We start from the raw sequence: 14,209 nt of genomic DNA on the forward strand, positions 1-14,209 counted from the left end.
GCGTGCATTCATGAAATCAGCCGTTCTCGTCTTTCCCGGAATCAACCGCGAGCGCGACATGGCGCGGGCGCTGAAACTCGTCTCCGGCCAGGAGGCGGCGATGGTATGGCACGCCGAGACCGAGCTGCCGAAGGGAACTGATCTCGTGGTGGTACCCGGCGGGTTTTCCTATGGCGACTATCTTCGTTGCGGCGCCATCGCCGCGCGCGCACCTGTCATGGATGCGGTGCGCAAATATGCGGCCGGTGGTGGGCTCGTGCTTGGCGTCTGCAACGGTTTTCAGATCCTATGCGAAGCGGGCTTGCTGCCCGGCGTCTTGATGCGAAATGCGCGGCTCAAATTCGTCTGCAGGGACGTGCATCTGCGGGTCGAGCGCTCGGATTCGCCCTTCACGCGCGGCTACAATGCCGGCCAGGTCATTCGCGTGCCGGTCGCGCATGGCGAGGGCAACTATGAGGCCGATGAGGAGACGGTGAAGCGGCTGGAAGGCGAGGGGCGCGTGCTCTACCGCTATTGCTCGGCCGAGGGCATCGTCGACGAGGAGTCCAACATCAACGGCGCCGCGCAGTCGATCGCCGGCATCGTCAATGAGCGCGGCAACGTGCTCGGCATGATGCCGCACCCGGAAAACCATGTCGAAGACATCATGGGCTGCACCGACGGCCGAGGCTTGTTCGCAGGGCTTGCAGCGCATCTGCAAAAGGCCGCGTGAGGTTCCTGGTGTCGCGCCTGACGATTGTCGTTGTGGCGCTGCTATGCGCCGCGGCAGCCCACGCGCAGGATTATCCCAAGCGCCCCATCACCATGATCGTGCCGTTCGCGGCCGGCGGCACCTCCGACGTGATCGCGCGTGTGGTTGCCGAGGAGATGACCAAGTCGCTCGGGCAGCCGATCGTGATCGAGAATGTCGCGGGCGCCGGCGGCTCGACCGCGCTGACGCGTGCCGCGCGGGCGGAAGCAGACGGCTATACTATCGCAATCGGCAATGCCGGCACCAGCGCCGCGACCTATACGATCTATCCGAAACTGTCGTTCACGCCGGAATCCTTCGTGCCGATCGCGGTCGTTGCAAAGACGTTCGGTATCGTCGCGTTGCGCAAGGATTTCCCCGCCAAGAATCTGCAGGATTTCATCGCCTATGCGAAGCAAAATCCCGGCAAGGTCAATCTTGGCCATGCCGGCGTCGGCTCGTCGAATTTCCTGATCTGCAAGAGCTTTGTGCAGGCGGCCGGCATCGATGTGACGCTGGTCGGCTATCGCGGCGCGGCGCCGGCGCTGACGGACGCGATCGGCGGCCAGATCGACGGCGTCTGCGACGCGGCCGCATCGGTATCGCAGGCGATCGATGACAAGCTGGTGAAAGGCCTCGTCGTCGGCTCAACGGTGCGGCTTGCAACCTTGCCCGGCCTGCCGACGTCCTCCGAGGCCGGCCTTCCCGAATTCGAGGCGCAGGGTTGGAACGGCCTGTTCGCGCCAAAAGGTACGCCGCCTGCGATCATCGCGAAGCTGAACGCCGCCGCCAGGACCGCCGTCGAGAGCGAGGTGGTGAAGAAGCGTTTTCACGATCTCTCCACCGTTGCGCCCGACGCCAACGAGCATGCGAGCGAAGTGCTCGGCCGGTTGGTGACGCGCGACGTCGAGAAATACAGGAAGCTGCTGGAAGAGAAGAAGTAGCACCGGCGATCATGTGATAAAAAAGCCCCGCCGAGCGGGGCTTTTTATTATCGGCCGGTGGTCGAACCCGGACCCGTCGGCGACAGCGTCGAGCCGCTCGGCGAGGGGTTGATGTGGGTGTTCCCTGACGGGTTCACTGGACTGTTCCGGCCGGCTGCTGCACTGCCGGCATCGTTGCTTATGCCGGTGGTGGAATTACCGCCCGTTCCACTGCCGGCGGTCGTTCCGCTGGTGGAGGATCCTGCCGCACCACCTGCCGCGCCACTTCCGCCCGCGCCGCTGCCGCCGGCTTGCGCCAGGGCGAAGGTGTTCGTGAATGCCAGCGTCATGGCCAACCCGATTGTTGCGAGTTTCATGATTGCTCCTTTTCTTGCTGCGTAACGGCGCAACACGATGCGCTCGCATGCGTTCCGGCGTGTCAATCACGGTTGATTGCTGTTCCACCACCGTTCCCGGCAGGCGAAATGTGACGCGCGTCGAAATATTTGCGCGAGACCAGGCGGAGTGGCTTTCGATCGCCGAAAAGCAATTGTCGGCTTGAATCCGCCGACGGTCTTCATCAGCCTTTCGGCTTCCCGCGCAGGCGCTCGATCCACTTGCGATAATGGCCGCGCGGGATGGTCATCGCGGCGACGCCGGCCATCACCAACACCAGGCCGAGCGCCAGATTCGGCGGCACGGGTTCGCCGAGCAGCAGAACCGACAGGCCGACGCCGATCGGAATTCGCAAATAGCCTTGCGCATTGGTGGTCAGCGTGCCGAGCCGCGTCAGGCACATGTAGAACAGCATCAGTCCGAAGGCGCTGGAGAATATTCCCATCGCGGCGGTGGCAATCAGCGCTTCAGTCGTCGGCCGCAAGGTCCAGGGATGATCGACGATCAGCGCGAACGGCAGCAGCACGGTGCCGCCGAACAACAGCGAGCCCGCCGCCACCACCATCGGGTCGTAGTCGGTCAGCTTGAGCCCGAAGATCGTGGCGCAGGCGAACGAGATGGTGGCGATGAGGATGACCATTTCGGCAAAGAGGTTGCTGGAGAGCCCGCCGAGCGTGTCGAGGCCGATGGTCACGGCCGTACCGGCCAGGCCCAGGATGGCGCCGATCAGCTTCAGCAGCGTCGCCGGCTCGTGCCGCGTGACGGCCCAGGTGATGAGGAAAGCGAAGATCGGCGTGGTCGAGGCCAGCACCACGGTCGGCGCCGCCGCCACATATTGCTGCGCCCAGGTGATCATCAGGAAAGGAATCGTCGAGTTGATGGTCTGCTGGAACGCAAACAGCTTCCAGGCCTTGCCGTCCGTCGGCAGCCGCAAGCCGCGGGCGCGCAGGATCACCAGCAGGAAGCCCGCCGCGATCAGCGAGCGCACCGAGATGAAAGTGACCGGCGGGATCGAGCCGAGACCGATCTTGGTCAGCGGATAGGTCGAGCTCCAGCAGCACGCCAGCGCGAGCAGCAATGCATAGTCGCGCCAGCCGCGACGTGCCTGTGGCGCGTCAGATGGCAACGGCGGCGGCGCCAGTCGGCTTCTTCCACTTCACCCGCTTGATGGTGCCGGAGAAGGTGAACAGCGGCCGTTCGCCGGATTTCAGCACGCCGCGCAGGAAGATCAGCGAGCCGCCGGCGCGGGTGATTTCGCCCTCGCATTCGACCAGTTCGCCCTCGTGCGCGGCATCGAGAAATTCGCAGGCAAACGATACCGTCACGCCGGGCCCTTCAAGCACGGAGGAGGCGATTGCAAACAGGCAATAATCAGCGAACGACATGAAGCAGCCGCCATGGACGTTGCGCATGCCGTTGAGGTGCTTCTTCTCGACCCGGAACGCGCAGCGGACCTTCCCGTTTTCGTCCATGCGGTGCCAGAAAGGGCCGTTATGGGTCTCGAAACTGTCGCGGGTCCAGGTCCGCCAGCCGGCAAATTCGCCCTCGGTTTCGACATGCAGATCGGGGCGGCGGTGAAATGCATTTTGGGGGAGTTCGTTCACTAAAAATGACCTTCAATTCGATGTTTCAACCCTTAAATCCGATCCGGGAACGATGTGCAAACGCCGATCCCGCAAAAGCGCGCCCGCGCAAAGCTCTGGACAGGGCGGAAATGCGCCATAAAAGGCCTTTTCGCACCCCTTCGATCTTCCTATTAAGGCACCCATGAACGAGCCCCAGATCACCCCCGAACTCGTCGCCAGCCACGGTCTGAAGCCCGACGAGTATGAGCGCATCCTCAAGCTGATCGGGCGGGTGCCGACGTTCACCGAGCTCGGGATTTTCTCGGCGATGTGGAACGAGCACTGCTCGTACAAATCCTCGCGTATCCATCTGCGCGGCTTGCCGACCAAGGCGCCCTGGGTGATCCAGGGCCCGGGCGAGAACGCCGGCGTGATCGACATCGGGGACGGGCAGGCGGTTGTCTTCAAGATGGAGAGCCACAACCACCCGAGCTACATCGAGCCGTATCAAGGCGCGACCACCGGCGTCGGCGGCATTCTGCGCGATGTGTTCACGATGGGTGCGCGGCCCATTGCCTGCCTCAATGCGCTGTCTTTCGGCGCGCCGGAGCATCCGAAGACACGCCATCTGGTGTCGGGCGTGGTGGCCGGTGTCGGCGGCTACGGCAATTCCTTCGGCGTGCCGACGGTCGGTGGCCAAGTGCGCTTCCACACCCGCTACGACGGCAACATCCTGGTCAACGCGATGGCGGTCGGTCTCGCCGAGACGGACAAGATTTTCTATGCGGCAGCCTCCGGCGTGAACATGCCGATCGTCTATCTCGGCTCCAAGACCGGCCGCGACGGCATTCACGGCGCCTCCATGGCGTCGGCCGAATTCGACGATGACTCCGCCGAGAAGCGGCCGACGGTGCAGGTCGGCGATCCCTTTGCCGAGAAGCTCTTGCTGGAAGCCTGCCTCGAGATCATGGAAAAGGGTTGCGTGATCGCGATCCAGGACATGGGCGCGGCAGGCCTGACATGCTCGGCGGTCGAGATGGGCGCCAAGGGCGACCTCGGCGTCGAACTCGATCTCAACGCGGTGCCGACCCGCGAGACCGGCATGAGCGCCTACGAGATGATGCTCTCGGAAAGCCAGGAGCGCATGCTCATGGTGCTCAAGCCCGAGAAGGAAAAAGAGGCCGAGGCGATCTTCAAGAAGTGGGGGCTCGATTTCGCCGTGGTCGGCTACACCACGCCGACCAAGCGCTTCGTGGTGAAGCATGGCGGCGACGTCATGGCCGATCTGCCGATCAAGGAATTGGGCGACGAGGCGCCGGTGTATGACCGCCCGCACGTCCCATCCGCAGCCTTGTCGATGGTGCAGGCGCGCGAGGTGACGGCGCCGATCGGCATTTCCGCGGCGCTGGAGAAGCTGATCGGCACGCCGGAGCTGTGCTCGAAGCGCTGGGTCTGGGAGCAATACGACCACGTCATTCTGGGCAATACCGTGCAGCGTCCGGGCGGCGATGCCGCCGTGGTGCGCGTCGAGGACGGGCCGAAGGGGCTCGCGCTCACCGTCGACGTCACGCCGCGCTATTGCGAGGCCGATCCGTTCGAAGGCGGCAAGCAGGCCGTCGCCGAAGCCTGGCGCAACATCACCGCGGTCGGCGGCCGGCCGCTCGCGATCACCGACAATCTCAATTTCGGCAATCCGGAACGGCCCGAGATCATGGGCCAGTTCGTCGGCTGCCTGAAGGGCATTTCCGAAGCCTGCCGCACGCTCGATTTCCCGGTCGTGTCGGGCAACGTCTCGCTCTACAACGAAACCAACGGCCGCGGCATCCTGCCGACGCCCTCGATCGGCGGCGTCGGTCTGCTCGACGATTTCACCAAATCGGCGACGCTGGCTTTCAAGGCGGCCGGCGATGCGATCCTCCTGATCGGCGACACGCAAGGCTGGCTCGGACAGACCGTCTACCTGCGCGACATCTGCGGCCGCGAAGAAGGCGGGCCGCCGCCAGTCGATCTGGCGGCCGAAAAGCGCAATGGCGACGTGGTGCGCGGCATGATCCATGCCGGCACCGCGACCGCGGTGCATGACGTCTCCGACGGTGGCCTGCTGATCGCCTTGGCCGAGATGGCGATTGCCAGTGGCATCGGCGCGCAGCTATTGGCGGCGCCGAACGCGATCGTGCCGCACGCTTACTGGTTCGGCGAGGATCAGGCGCGCTACATCGTAACGGTGTCCGCGGCCGACGCCGGCCTGGTGCTGGCGAAGATGATGGGCGCGGGCGTGCCATGCGCGCGGATCGGCACCACGGGCGGCGATGCGATCGCCGTTGCCGGTGAAGCGCCGGTCGCGGTGGATGCGCTGAAAACGGCGTTCGAGCACTGGCTGCCGGCCTATATGAGCGGCAAGGCGGCGTAGACTAGGCGCGCTATCTCCCCGTCATTGCGAGGAGCCAACGGGTCGCGCGAATGCGCGCCCGATGACAGGCTCCGCGACGAAGCAATCCATCTTTCCCCGTGTAGAGGTGTGGATTGCTTCGCTGCGCTCGCAATGACGATGTGAGGCCGCTAGGATTCCTCACAGCACCCTCGTCGCGCCCGGGATCTGCCGCAACGCTCGCGTCAGCGCCCAGCTCGCCGCGACTGTCAGTACGAACCCGATCGTGACCTTGACGATCGCTGGCAGGTCGTAGTCGAACAGCCAGTATTGCAGCCACAGTGCGATCGGGTAGTGCACCAGGAACATGCCGTAGGCGTCCGCCTGCATCGGATCGAGTAGCCTGGCTGAGCCTGATTGCCTGAACCTCTGGAAAAAGGCCAGGATCAGAAACATGATGGCTACGCTGAAGACAGTGAAGCAGATGGCATAGAGCGCTTCGTACCAGTCCGGCAACGGCGACGGGTTGCCCAATATTTCGCGCTTGATGAAGATCAGCACCCACAAGAGGCAATACGGAACGATCGCCAGCACCATCCAGTCCCAACTGACCTTGGCCATCCGGCCGTCTGCAGCGAGCAGCCCGCGATCCATTTGCGCAACGCCAATGCCGGCACCGAAAAAGAAGTAGCTCGCATAGAGCATCACGCGCCCGTGCTGGACCGAGAACGGCCCGAACTCGAACCAACTGCTATGTCCGTAGTGAACCAGCCCGGGAATGTAGAATGCAGCGGTGACGCCAAGCATGACCGCGAAGAACACTGCGGGCCGGCGGCGGCCGTGCAACGAGAGGCGGTTGATCGGATCGAGCAGGTTGGGTGACAGCCGATACAGGATGCAGGCCGCCACATCGAAACTGAGCAGGACCCAAAGGAACCAGATCGGCCCGCTCGGCCACGGGCCCTTCGTGATCATATTCCACCAGTATTCCGAAAAGCCGATCTCGGGATTGTGCCGCAGGGAGATGGCGTAATAGGCGAGCGGAATGACCGTGAAGGCGCAGATCACGAAGGGTAAGCCAAGCCGAAGCAGGCGATCTGCCAAATAGCTCAGCGGTCCCTTCCGGGCGATACCAGACCAGGCGAACAGTCCCGACAGGAAAAAGAACATCGCCATGAAGAAACTGTCAGTGGCGAGCACGATCATGTCGAAGCCGAAGAAGTACTTCGGATCGGTATGACCGAAATAGGTATAGGGGATGACGGCATGGTGGAGCAGCACCACCAGCGTCAGGAAGGTGCGGGCGCGATCAAGCGAAAGGTTTCGCGATTTGACTTGGGGCACGGCGCCCACGTCGGCATGCCCCACGGTGGAAATCGATGTCATGCGCGCCTCCCAGCCAGGCTGTGTGATCAAATGTTGCAGCCGGGAACCCGATTCAGCAAGGCCAAATCGAACGCTGACGAGCCGTCCATCCGCGTCAGGCTGCTTCGGAACCGGCGGTGTAACTCGCCGTTAGGCTTGGCGAATGGGCCACCGATTAAGCATGGCCACAGAGGTCGCGGAGCACGCAATGACAATTCTCAAATGGGCGCTGATCTTCTTTCTGGTGTCGATCGTCGCCGGCATCCTCGGCTTCACCGGCATTTCGGAAGCCTCCGCCGACATCGCCCGCTTCCTGTTCTATGTCTTCGTCGTGATCTTCCTGGTGCTCCTGATCCTCGGGCTGACGATATTCAGGGCTTAGCTCCCGCCGTCATTCCGGGTTCGATGCTTTCGCATCGCCCCGGAATGATATCGCCTCTGACTACGCCACTTCCTCGATCGTCACCTTGTCCGGATAGAACGCCAGATGGCCGGCGATCTCGGCCATGGCCGGGAAGGGCGTCTCGTAGGTCCAGATCGAATTTTCGAGGCTCTTGCCGTTGGCGTTGATGCTGAAATAGTTCGCGTCCCCCTTGTAAGGGCAGTGCGTGGTCCGCTCGGTGCGGGACAATAACGCCATATTGGCGTCCTCGCGCGGCACATATTGCACCGCCGGATAGCTGGCTTCCCTCAGGGTAAGCGCGTGGGTGGTATCGGCGATGACCACGCCGCCCACCGAAACCCGGACGCGCTTGGGGTTTGCCGTAATCGTGATCGGATGGTCGGGACCGGGCAATTTCATGATTTTGAGCCTCTTTTTAGGTCAGCCCGAAATGATCGGGCGCGACGCGATCTCGCGGTGTCAAACGCTTCGGCCCGGAATATAGTGCCGCCAGGCGTGACCTAGAAGAGCGTACGCGCTAGGTTTGGCCGTCACGGTCGCGCGAGCCGGCCGTGATTCGAAACACCTGACGGAGACATGCTGGAATGCCGATGGATGCCCACGATATCGAGTCGATGATCAAGGCAGCTATCCCCGATGCCGAGGTGACGATCCGCGATCTCGCAGGCGATGGCGACCACTACGCCGCGACCGTGATCTCGGAGTCGTTCCGCGGCAAGTCGCGCGTGCAGCAGCACCAGATCGTCTACCAGTCGCTCAAGGGGCAGATGGGCGGCTTGCTGCATGCGCTGGCGCTGCAGACCGGGGTACCTGGCGGACCCGGGGTGCCGGACAGCTAGTCCCCGACTGGCGGCTGGGCATCGATGACAGACAACGCACACGGCGCGCTGTTTCGCCGGATCGTGCCGCACCAGCATAGCCGCGTCACCTACGCGGAGCTGTTCTTCGACCTCGTCTTCGTCTTTGCGGTCACGCAAATTTCGCACACGCTGTTGGCTCATTTTACGCCGCTGGGCGCGTTGCAGGTCACGCTGCTGTTTCTCGCGGTCTGGTGGGTATGGGTCTTCACTACCTGGATCACCAACTGGCTCAATCCTGAAAAGACGCCGGTCCGGCTGCTGCTGTTCGCGATGATGCTGGGCGGGCTGGTGCTATCGACATCCATCCCAAAGGCATTCGACGAGCGCGGCTTGTGGTTTGCCATTGCCTATGCGGCGATGCAGGTCAGCAAGACGATATTTCTGTGGTTGTCGACGCCGCCGTCGCGGCCGCGGACACGCATGAATGCCGTCCGGATCGCCGCCTGGTTTTCGGTGTCGGCCGCCTTCTGGATCGCCGGAGGGATAGCGGAAGGGCAGACGCGGTTGATGCTGTGGGCCATTGCGCTCGTCATCGAATATATCTCGCCGGCGGTACGGTTCTGGATTCCCCGCTATGGCGCATCCTCGGTCGCGGACTGGATGATCGAAGGCGGCCACATGGCCGAGCGCTGCGGGCTGTTCATCATCCTCGCGCTCGGCGAATCCATCGTCGTCATCGGCGCGACTTTTGCCGAACTCGCCTGGACCACCGAAAACGTTCTGGCGTTCGTCTCGGCCTTGGTTGGCAGCATTGCGATGTGGTGGATCTATTTCCACATCGGCGCCGAGGCCGGCTCCGAGCAGCTTTCAAAATCGAGCGAGCCGGGAAGGTTGGCACGGCTGGCCTACACCTATCTGCACCTGCCGATCGTGGCCGGCATCATCGTCGCGGCGGTGGCGGACGAACTGGTGCTGAAACACCCCGCCGGACATTCCGATCTCAAGACGGTAACGAGCGCGATCGGCGGCCCCTTGCTGTTTCTGTTCGGGACCATCCTGTTCAAGCTCAGCTTTCGCGGCTTCCTTCAACTCTCCCACGGGGCGGGCATCATCGCGCTTTGCGCGCTCGCCTGGTTCGCAAGCGAGTTGTCGCCGTTGATGCTGTCGATCCTGACCACCGCGATCATGATCGCGGTCGCGGTGTGGGAAACGGTCTCGCTGCGATCCGACCCGGCAGAGTAGTACCTTTAATCCAGCCTGGGCTAATCCAGCCTGGGCCGCCTCATCGGCACCAGTTGCGGCGAGTTGTGCCGATCCGCGACATTTCTGAGAACGAGGTCTGACAGTTGAACGACGAGAGCCCGGAGCCTCGCATTTTCCTCGCGAAGCGCCAGCCGCTCGGTGTCTGCTCCCTCGTCCCAGCCCGTGTCCGTATCACTGTGAACAGAAGAAGATGCCGAACGTTGCCTGTGGTTGCTGGACGCTGGAAATGCGTTGCCCATAACTGATATCCCCTGGCACGAACTCACCCCAAGCCATGCTGCCGCGGAGGCTGGGCTGAGTCCGCGTCAAAAATTGGACATTTCGAAGGGGAAACGACAGCGCAGATGGACCCTTTTGCGGGCGGGTCGATAAAGATGAATACTTGTTAAGAAGTTTGGTTATACTGAGCCCGGACAAGGTGTGGGGACGCGCGGCGGCGTAAGCACCTTTCCATCAAACCTTGACCAGCGCGATCACTCAGTGCCCACGGGGGTGCCGTGGCTGGAAATACGCGCCTATGAAACAGAGCGAAGCAAGAGTACGGATTATTCAAGAGTGGGACCGCTGGATCTTGACGCAGGCGGTCGAACCGGACGGACCGACTGGAAAAGACTCGTTGAAGTTCTTTCACGAACTGCAGGACGCAGGATCTCCGCTACTGGATTTCCAGTCTCGCGGACAGGACAAATGGCGGATCATTCACGCGTGGCTGTTGGGTGCAGACCGATTGTCCGATGATTGGATATCTGTCGCCCCCCGCATTGCGCCGACACGCAGGCCGCGACCGGACCGCAGGCGGTCCGTCTGCAAGACGTGAGCTGCACAGCCCGCGGCTAGAACCCTTTCGGTTCTGATTGAATCAGAACCGGGCTCTTGATTCTTGTTTTGACTCGTTTTCTTGACGCGAACCCTCAGTCCGACGCCACCAGCGCGTGAACGGAGAACATCTGGTCGCGATCGTTCCAGGATTCCCGTACCGACCAACCCGAGTCGCGCACCAAGGTGGTGAAGCGGTCGAGGCTGTATTTGTAGCTCGACTCGGTGTGGATGCTCTCGCCGGGACGGAATGAGAAATTCCGTCCCAGGATGCGCACGTTCTGCGCCTTCTTGGAAATCAAGTGCATCTCGATGCGATGGCGCTCGCGATTATAGACCGAGCGGTGCATGAAGGCGGAGACGTCGAAATTGCCGCCGAGCTCGCGGTTGATCCGAACCAGAACGTTGAGATTGAACCGTGCGGTGACGCCGGCGGCATCATTATAGGCGTCGTAAAGCACCCGCTCGTTCTTCTCGAGGTCGACGCCGATGATCATCTGTGCGCCTTTGCCCAGAATGTCGCGTGCGCTGCGCAGGAAGGCGCGCGCCTCGTGCGGCTCGAAATTGCCAAGCGTCGATCCCGGAAAGAAGCCGACCTTGGGCTGGTCAGCGATTTCGGCCGGCAGCTCGAACGGCGCGGTGAAATCGGCGGCAACCGGATAAACGCCGAGATCGGGAAAATCCTTGCGCAAGCCGCCGGCCTGCGCGTTCAGGAAATCGCCTGATATGTCGACCGGGACATAGGCGGAAAAATCGCAGCGCTCCAACAGCAGGCGGACCTTGGTGGTCGCGCCGGCGCCGAATTCGACCAGGGCCGCACCTTTCGGAATGAGTGCGGCGATTTCATCGCCGCGGCTGCGCAGGATGCCGAGCTCGGTGCGGGTCGGGTAGTATTCCGCCAGCACCGTGATCTGCTCGAACAACTCGGAGCCCGTGGCGTCGTAAAAATATTTCGGCGACAGCCGCTTGGGGAACTGCGAGAGGTCGCCGATCACGTCGCCGGCAAAGGCGGAGGTCTGTTCGTCGAATAGGTGCGTTTGGGCCAAAGCGGCGGCATGCACATTCATGATATTCTCCTGAACGCGCTTTCCGGCGCGCTTCGATGATCGAAAATGTCAGGCGTAATCGGCGAGGCGTAACCCCGTGAATTGCCAGCGGTGGAAGGGATAGAAGAAGTTACGGTAGGTGATACGGCTGTGGCCGGCCGGAGTTGCAAGCGAGGAGCCGCGCAGCACGAGCTGATTGACCATGAACTTGCCGTTGTATTCCCCGAGCGCCCCCTCGATGGCGCGGTAGCCGGGGTAGGGGGAGTAGGAGCTGCGGGTCCACTGCCAGACGATGCCGAAGGCATCGTTGAGCTGGCCGGCACGGGCGGCGACCTCCCATTCCATTTCGGTCGGCAGATGGCGGCCGGCCCAGCGTGCAAACGCGTCCGCCTCGTAATAGCTGACGTGGCAGACCGGAGCGGCCGGGTCGATCGGCTGCAGCCCGCCGAGCGTCATGATCCGCCACTCGCCGTCGACCTGGCGCCAGTGGCCGGGGGCCTGCCAGCCCTCGCCAGTCGCCGTGGCAAAGCCATCCATCAGCCACAGCGTGGCCGTGCCGTAGCCGCCGTCCTGCATGAAGGCGAGCCATTCCGCATTGGTCACGAGGTTGCGGGCCAGCCTGACCGGGCCGACCAGGGCGCGGTGCGCGGGCTTTTCATTGTCGAAATGAAAGCTGTCGTCGGCGTGGCCTACCGTGTGGATGCCCTCGTTGAGGGTGGTCCATTCCTCCGCCGAACGGTGTGATGCCGGGAGGCGCCACTCCGGATCGTAGGCCGGCGGGATCGGGTTCTGGGCAAAGGCGTGCAGGATGTCGGTCAGCATCAATTCCTGATGCTGCTGCTCGTGATTGAGGCCGACCTCGACCAGCGGGACCAGTTTTGTGAGGCGCTCTTCGCCGGCGGTCTGGAAGAATTTGACCACGGCGGCATCGACATGCCGGCGATAGGCGGTGACCTCGTCGGCGCTCGGGCGGGTCAGATGGCCGCGCTGGTGACGGGCGTGCCGCGGTCCGGCGCTGACATAATAGGAATTGAATAGAAACGCATAATCAGGGTGGAAGGGCTGGTAACCATCGCAATGCTCGCCGAGCAGGAATTGCTCGAAGAACCAGGTGGTATGGGCGCGATGCCATTTGGCCGGGCTGGCGTCCGGCATCGACTGGATGAGCTGGTCCTCGGGGCTCAACGGAGCGGCCCGGCGCTCGGTCTCGCCGCGGACGGCCAGATAGGCCTCCACCAAATTCTGGGCGAGGGCGCCGGAATCCGAGAAAAGTGACGGGGCAGGGGTCGCAAACGCGGCGGCGGATACTGGTTTCGTCACAGGTGTCTCCGGTCGCTGGAGAGAACGTAGAGAACGTTAGGCCAGGAAACTGGTTCCCGGCGGGCAGTCCGTCCTAAATAGGGGCTCCGTTCCGGGAAAAAAGCCTTCGGCCACTATGATATTGATGCCGTCAGACTATGGGCTGCGGTCGCCCGGGCGCCCCGAGCCGGCCCCGCGCATGCCAGCTCTTCGCCATTTTACTTTGGATGCACAACGGTTTGGGCTACATATATGGCAAGTATCCGGGTTACATGGACGAGCCGGCCCGTTACGCGACGCCGCAGGGCTGAGCCCCAAAAGGAAGCAAATATGAGCATCGAACAATTCATCGACAACGAAGTGAAGTCGAACGACGTCGTGCTGTTCATGAAGGGCACGCCGCAGTTTCCGCAGTGCGGTTTCTCTGGCCAAGTGGTCCAGATCCTCGACCACGTCGGGGTCGGCTACAAGGGGCTGAACGTCCTGGAATCCGCCGAGCTTCGCAACGGCATCAAGGAATATTCGAACTGGCCGACCATCCCGCAGCTCTACGTCAAGGGCGAATTCGTCGGCGGCTGCGACATCATCCGCGAGATGTTCCAGGCCGGTGAATTGCAGCAGCTCTTCGTCGACAAGGGCGTCACCGTCAACGCGGCGGCTTCCGCCTGAGCGGGCTGGCGCGCCAGGTCGGCCAGGCGCGGCTGGAAGTCATTGTTGCCGACATCACCACGTTGCGCGTTGACGCCATCGTCAACGCGGCGAATTCGTCGCTGCTTGGCGGGGGCGGCGTCGATGGTGCGATCCATCGGGCGGCAGGGCCAGAACTGAAGCGCGAGTGCCAAACGCTAAACGGCTGCGCGACCGGCGACGCCAAAATCACCCTAGGATACCGGTTGCCGGCCAGGCATGTGATCCACGCCGTCGGGCCGGTTTGGCACGGCGGCAATGATGGAGAGGACGGGCTGCTCGCTTCCTGCTATCGGCGATCCCTCGAGCTCTGCCAGGCCAATGCGCTCTCCTCTCTGGCATTTCCCGCGATCTCTACGGGCGTCTATCGCTTCCCTGCCGACCGTGCGGCGGGCATCGCAGTCGCAACCGTCGTCGATGGACTGGCCGCGGCGCCTGCCGTGACAAGGGTCATCTTCTGCTGCTTCTCCCGCGACAGCGCCCGGTTGCATGAAGAGGCGCTGGCAGCCTTTGGCAGCCCTTGCGCGGACTGACGCCGCAGCTACACT

The 14,209-nt window shown here is 62.8% G+C and carries 15 protein-coding genes; 8 read left to right on the plus strand and 7 right to left on the minus strand.

Translation table 11 applies throughout. The features are described from left to right. Nucleotides 1-10: 10 nt before the first annotated feature. Nucleotides 11-712 (plus strand): phosphoribosylformylglycinamidine synthase subunit PurQ, encoded by a 702-nt coding sequence (gene purQ, locus LMTR3_RS26330; RefSeq protein WP_065747915.1) that lies wholly within the window; start codon nucleotides 11-13, stop codon nucleotides 710-712. An 8-nt stretch (nucleotides 713-720) separates the two neighbouring features. Beyond that, the gene (locus LMTR3_RS26335) at nucleotides 721-1,674 is read left to right on the plus strand and encodes a tripartite tricarboxylate transporter substrate-binding protein (RefSeq protein WP_245320003.1); all 954 of its coding nucleotides are present in this window, start codon (nucleotides 721-723) and stop codon (nucleotides 1,672-1,674) included. A gap of 47 nt (nucleotides 1,675-1,721) precedes the next feature. Here LMTR3_RS26335 and LMTR3_RS37985 read toward each other — a convergent pair whose 3' ends face one another. The 3 genes from LMTR3_RS37985 to LMTR3_RS26350 all read right to left on the minus strand — a co-directional run bounded on the left by LMTR3_RS37985 (nucleotide 1,722) and on the right by LMTR3_RS26350 (nucleotide 3,653). Further along, nucleotides 1,722-2,030: a hypothetical protein gene (locus LMTR3_RS37985; protein ID WP_141686817.1), complete on the minus strand. Its 309-nt coding sequence runs from the start codon at nucleotides 2,028-2,030 to the stop codon at nucleotides 1,722-1,724. Nucleotides 2,031-2,233: 203 nt separating this feature from the next. Next, complete coding sequence (locus LMTR3_RS26345) at nucleotides 2,234-3,175, minus strand: DMT family transporter (protein WP_084029820.1); 942 nt, start codon at nucleotides 3,173-3,175, stop codon at nucleotides 2,234-2,236. Next, nucleotides 3,165-3,653 carry a PaaI family thioesterase gene (locus tag LMTR3_RS26350; protein ID WP_065747918.1) on the minus strand — a complete coding sequence of 163 codons (489 nt, stop codon included), beginning with the start codon at nucleotides 3,651-3,653 and terminating at the stop codon, nucleotides 3,165-3,167. The genes LMTR3_RS26345 and LMTR3_RS26350 overlap by 11 nt, the downstream gene beginning before the upstream one ends. A 163-nt stretch (nucleotides 3,654-3,816) precedes the next feature. Between LMTR3_RS26350 and purL the strand changes: the two genes are divergently transcribed. Next, the gene (purL, locus tag LMTR3_RS26355; RefSeq protein ID WP_065747919.1) at nucleotides 3,817-6,024 is read left to right on the plus strand and encodes a phosphoribosylformylglycinamidine synthase subunit PurL; all 2,208 of its coding nucleotides are present in this window, start codon (nucleotides 3,817-3,819) and stop codon (nucleotides 6,022-6,024) included. Nucleotides 6,025-6,183: 159 nt separating this feature from the next. Here purL and LMTR3_RS26360 read toward each other — a convergent pair whose 3' ends face one another. After that, entirely contained in the window at nucleotides 6,184-7,368 is a 1,185-nt protein-coding gene (locus tag LMTR3_RS26360; protein WP_065747920.1) for an acyltransferase family protein, read from the minus strand. A 187-nt stretch (nucleotides 7,369-7,555) separates the two neighbouring features. On the opposite strand from LMTR3_RS26360, the gene LMTR3_RS26365 reads away from it, so the two are divergent. Next, nucleotides 7,556-7,729, plus strand: a complete 174-nt coding sequence (locus LMTR3_RS26365) for a DUF1328 domain-containing protein (protein ID WP_065732717.1) — start codon at nucleotides 7,556-7,558, stop codon at nucleotides 7,727-7,729. Nucleotides 7,730-7,789: 60 nt separating this feature from the next. On the opposite strand, the gene LMTR3_RS26370 is transcribed toward LMTR3_RS26365, so the two are convergent. Beyond that, nucleotides 7,790-8,149, minus strand: coding sequence for a DUF427 domain-containing protein (locus LMTR3_RS26370; protein ID WP_065747921.1), 360 nt, complete (start codon nucleotides 8,147-8,149; stop codon nucleotides 7,790-7,792). Between the two features lie 185 nt (nucleotides 8,150-8,334). Here LMTR3_RS26370 and LMTR3_RS26375 point away from each other — a divergent pair, with 185 nt between their 5' ends. Next, nucleotides 8,335-8,589, plus strand: a complete 255-nt coding sequence (locus tag LMTR3_RS26375) for a BolA family protein (protein WP_065728623.1) — start codon at nucleotides 8,335-8,337, stop codon at nucleotides 8,587-8,589. Between the two features lie 24 nt (nucleotides 8,590-8,613). Next, nucleotides 8,614-9,792, plus strand: coding sequence for a low temperature requirement protein A (locus LMTR3_RS26380; RefSeq protein ID WP_065747922.1), 1,179 nt, complete (start codon nucleotides 8,614-8,616; stop codon nucleotides 9,790-9,792). A 932-nt stretch (nucleotides 9,793-10,724) separates the two neighbouring features. Here LMTR3_RS26380 and egtD read toward each other — a convergent pair. Continuing rightward, complete coding sequence (gene egtD / locus LMTR3_RS26390) at nucleotides 10,725-11,696, minus strand: L-histidine N(alpha)-methyltransferase (RefSeq protein ID WP_065747924.1); 972 nt, start codon at nucleotides 11,694-11,696, stop codon at nucleotides 10,725-10,727. Nucleotides 11,697-11,744: 48 nt separating this feature from the next. Further along, nucleotides 11,745-12,995 carry an ergothioneine biosynthesis protein EgtB gene (gene egtB / locus LMTR3_RS26395; RefSeq protein ID WP_065747925.1) on the minus strand — a complete coding sequence of 417 codons (1,251 nt, stop codon included), beginning with the start codon at nucleotides 12,993-12,995 and terminating at the stop codon, nucleotides 11,745-11,747. A gap of 309 nt (nucleotides 12,996-13,304) precedes the next feature. On the opposite strand from egtB, the gene grxD reads away from it, so the two are divergent. Then, nucleotides 13,305-13,643, plus strand: coding sequence for a Grx4 family monothiol glutaredoxin (gene grxD / locus LMTR3_RS26400; RefSeq protein ID WP_057843761.1), 339 nt, complete (start codon nucleotides 13,305-13,307; stop codon nucleotides 13,641-13,643). Beyond that, on the plus strand, nucleotides 13,640-14,194 hold the full coding sequence (locus LMTR3_RS26405) for an O-acetyl-ADP-ribose deacetylase (RefSeq protein WP_065747926.1): 555 nt from the start codon (nucleotides 13,640-13,642) through the stop codon (nucleotides 14,192-14,194). Before grxD ends, LMTR3_RS26405 begins: the two co-directional genes overlap by 4 nt. The last annotated feature ends 15 nt before the right edge of the window (nucleotides 14,195-14,209 follow it).

This window comes from Bradyrhizobium sp. LMTR 3 (assembly GCF_001693485.1).
GTDB lineage: Bacteria > Pseudomonadota > Alphaproteobacteria > Rhizobiales > Xanthobacteraceae > Bradyrhizobium.

Bases quoted from the DNA above. Each gene is read 5' to 3' on its own strand.
- purL (WP_065747919.1), top strand. From the start codon at position 3,817: ATGAACGAGCCCCAGATCACCCCCGAACTCGTCGCCAGCCACGGTCTG.
- LMTR3_RS26380 (WP_065747922.1), top strand. From the start codon at position 8,614: ATGACAGACAACGCACACGGCGCGCTGTTTCGCCGGATCGTGCCGCAC.
- purQ (WP_065747915.1), top strand. From the start codon at position 11: ATGAAATCAGCCGTTCTCGTCTTTCCCGGAATCAACCGCGAGCGCGAC.
- LMTR3_RS26365 (WP_065732717.1), top strand. From the start codon at position 7,556: ATGACAATTCTCAAATGGGCGCTGATCTTCTTTCTGGTGTCGATCGTC.
- LMTR3_RS26360 (WP_065747920.1), bottom strand. From the start codon at position 7,368: ATGACATCGATTTCCACCGTGGGGCATGCCGACGTGGGCGCCGTGCCC.
- LMTR3_RS26375 (WP_065728623.1), top strand. From the start codon at position 8,335: ATGCCGATGGATGCCCACGATATCGAGTCGATGATCAAGGCAGCTATC.
- LMTR3_RS37985 (WP_141686817.1), bottom strand. From the start codon at position 2,030: ATGAAACTCGCAACAATCGGGTTGGCCATGACGCTGGCATTCACGAAC.
- grxD (WP_057843761.1), top strand. From the start codon at position 13,305: ATGAGCATCGAACAATTCATCGACAACGAAGTGAAGTCGAACGACGTC.
- LMTR3_RS26370 (WP_065747921.1), bottom strand. From the start codon at position 8,149: ATGAAATTGCCCGGTCCCGACCATCCGATCACGATTACGGCAAACCCC.
- egtD (WP_065747924.1), bottom strand. From the start codon at position 11,696: ATGAATGTGCATGCCGCCGCTTTGGCCCAAACGCACCTATTCGACGAA.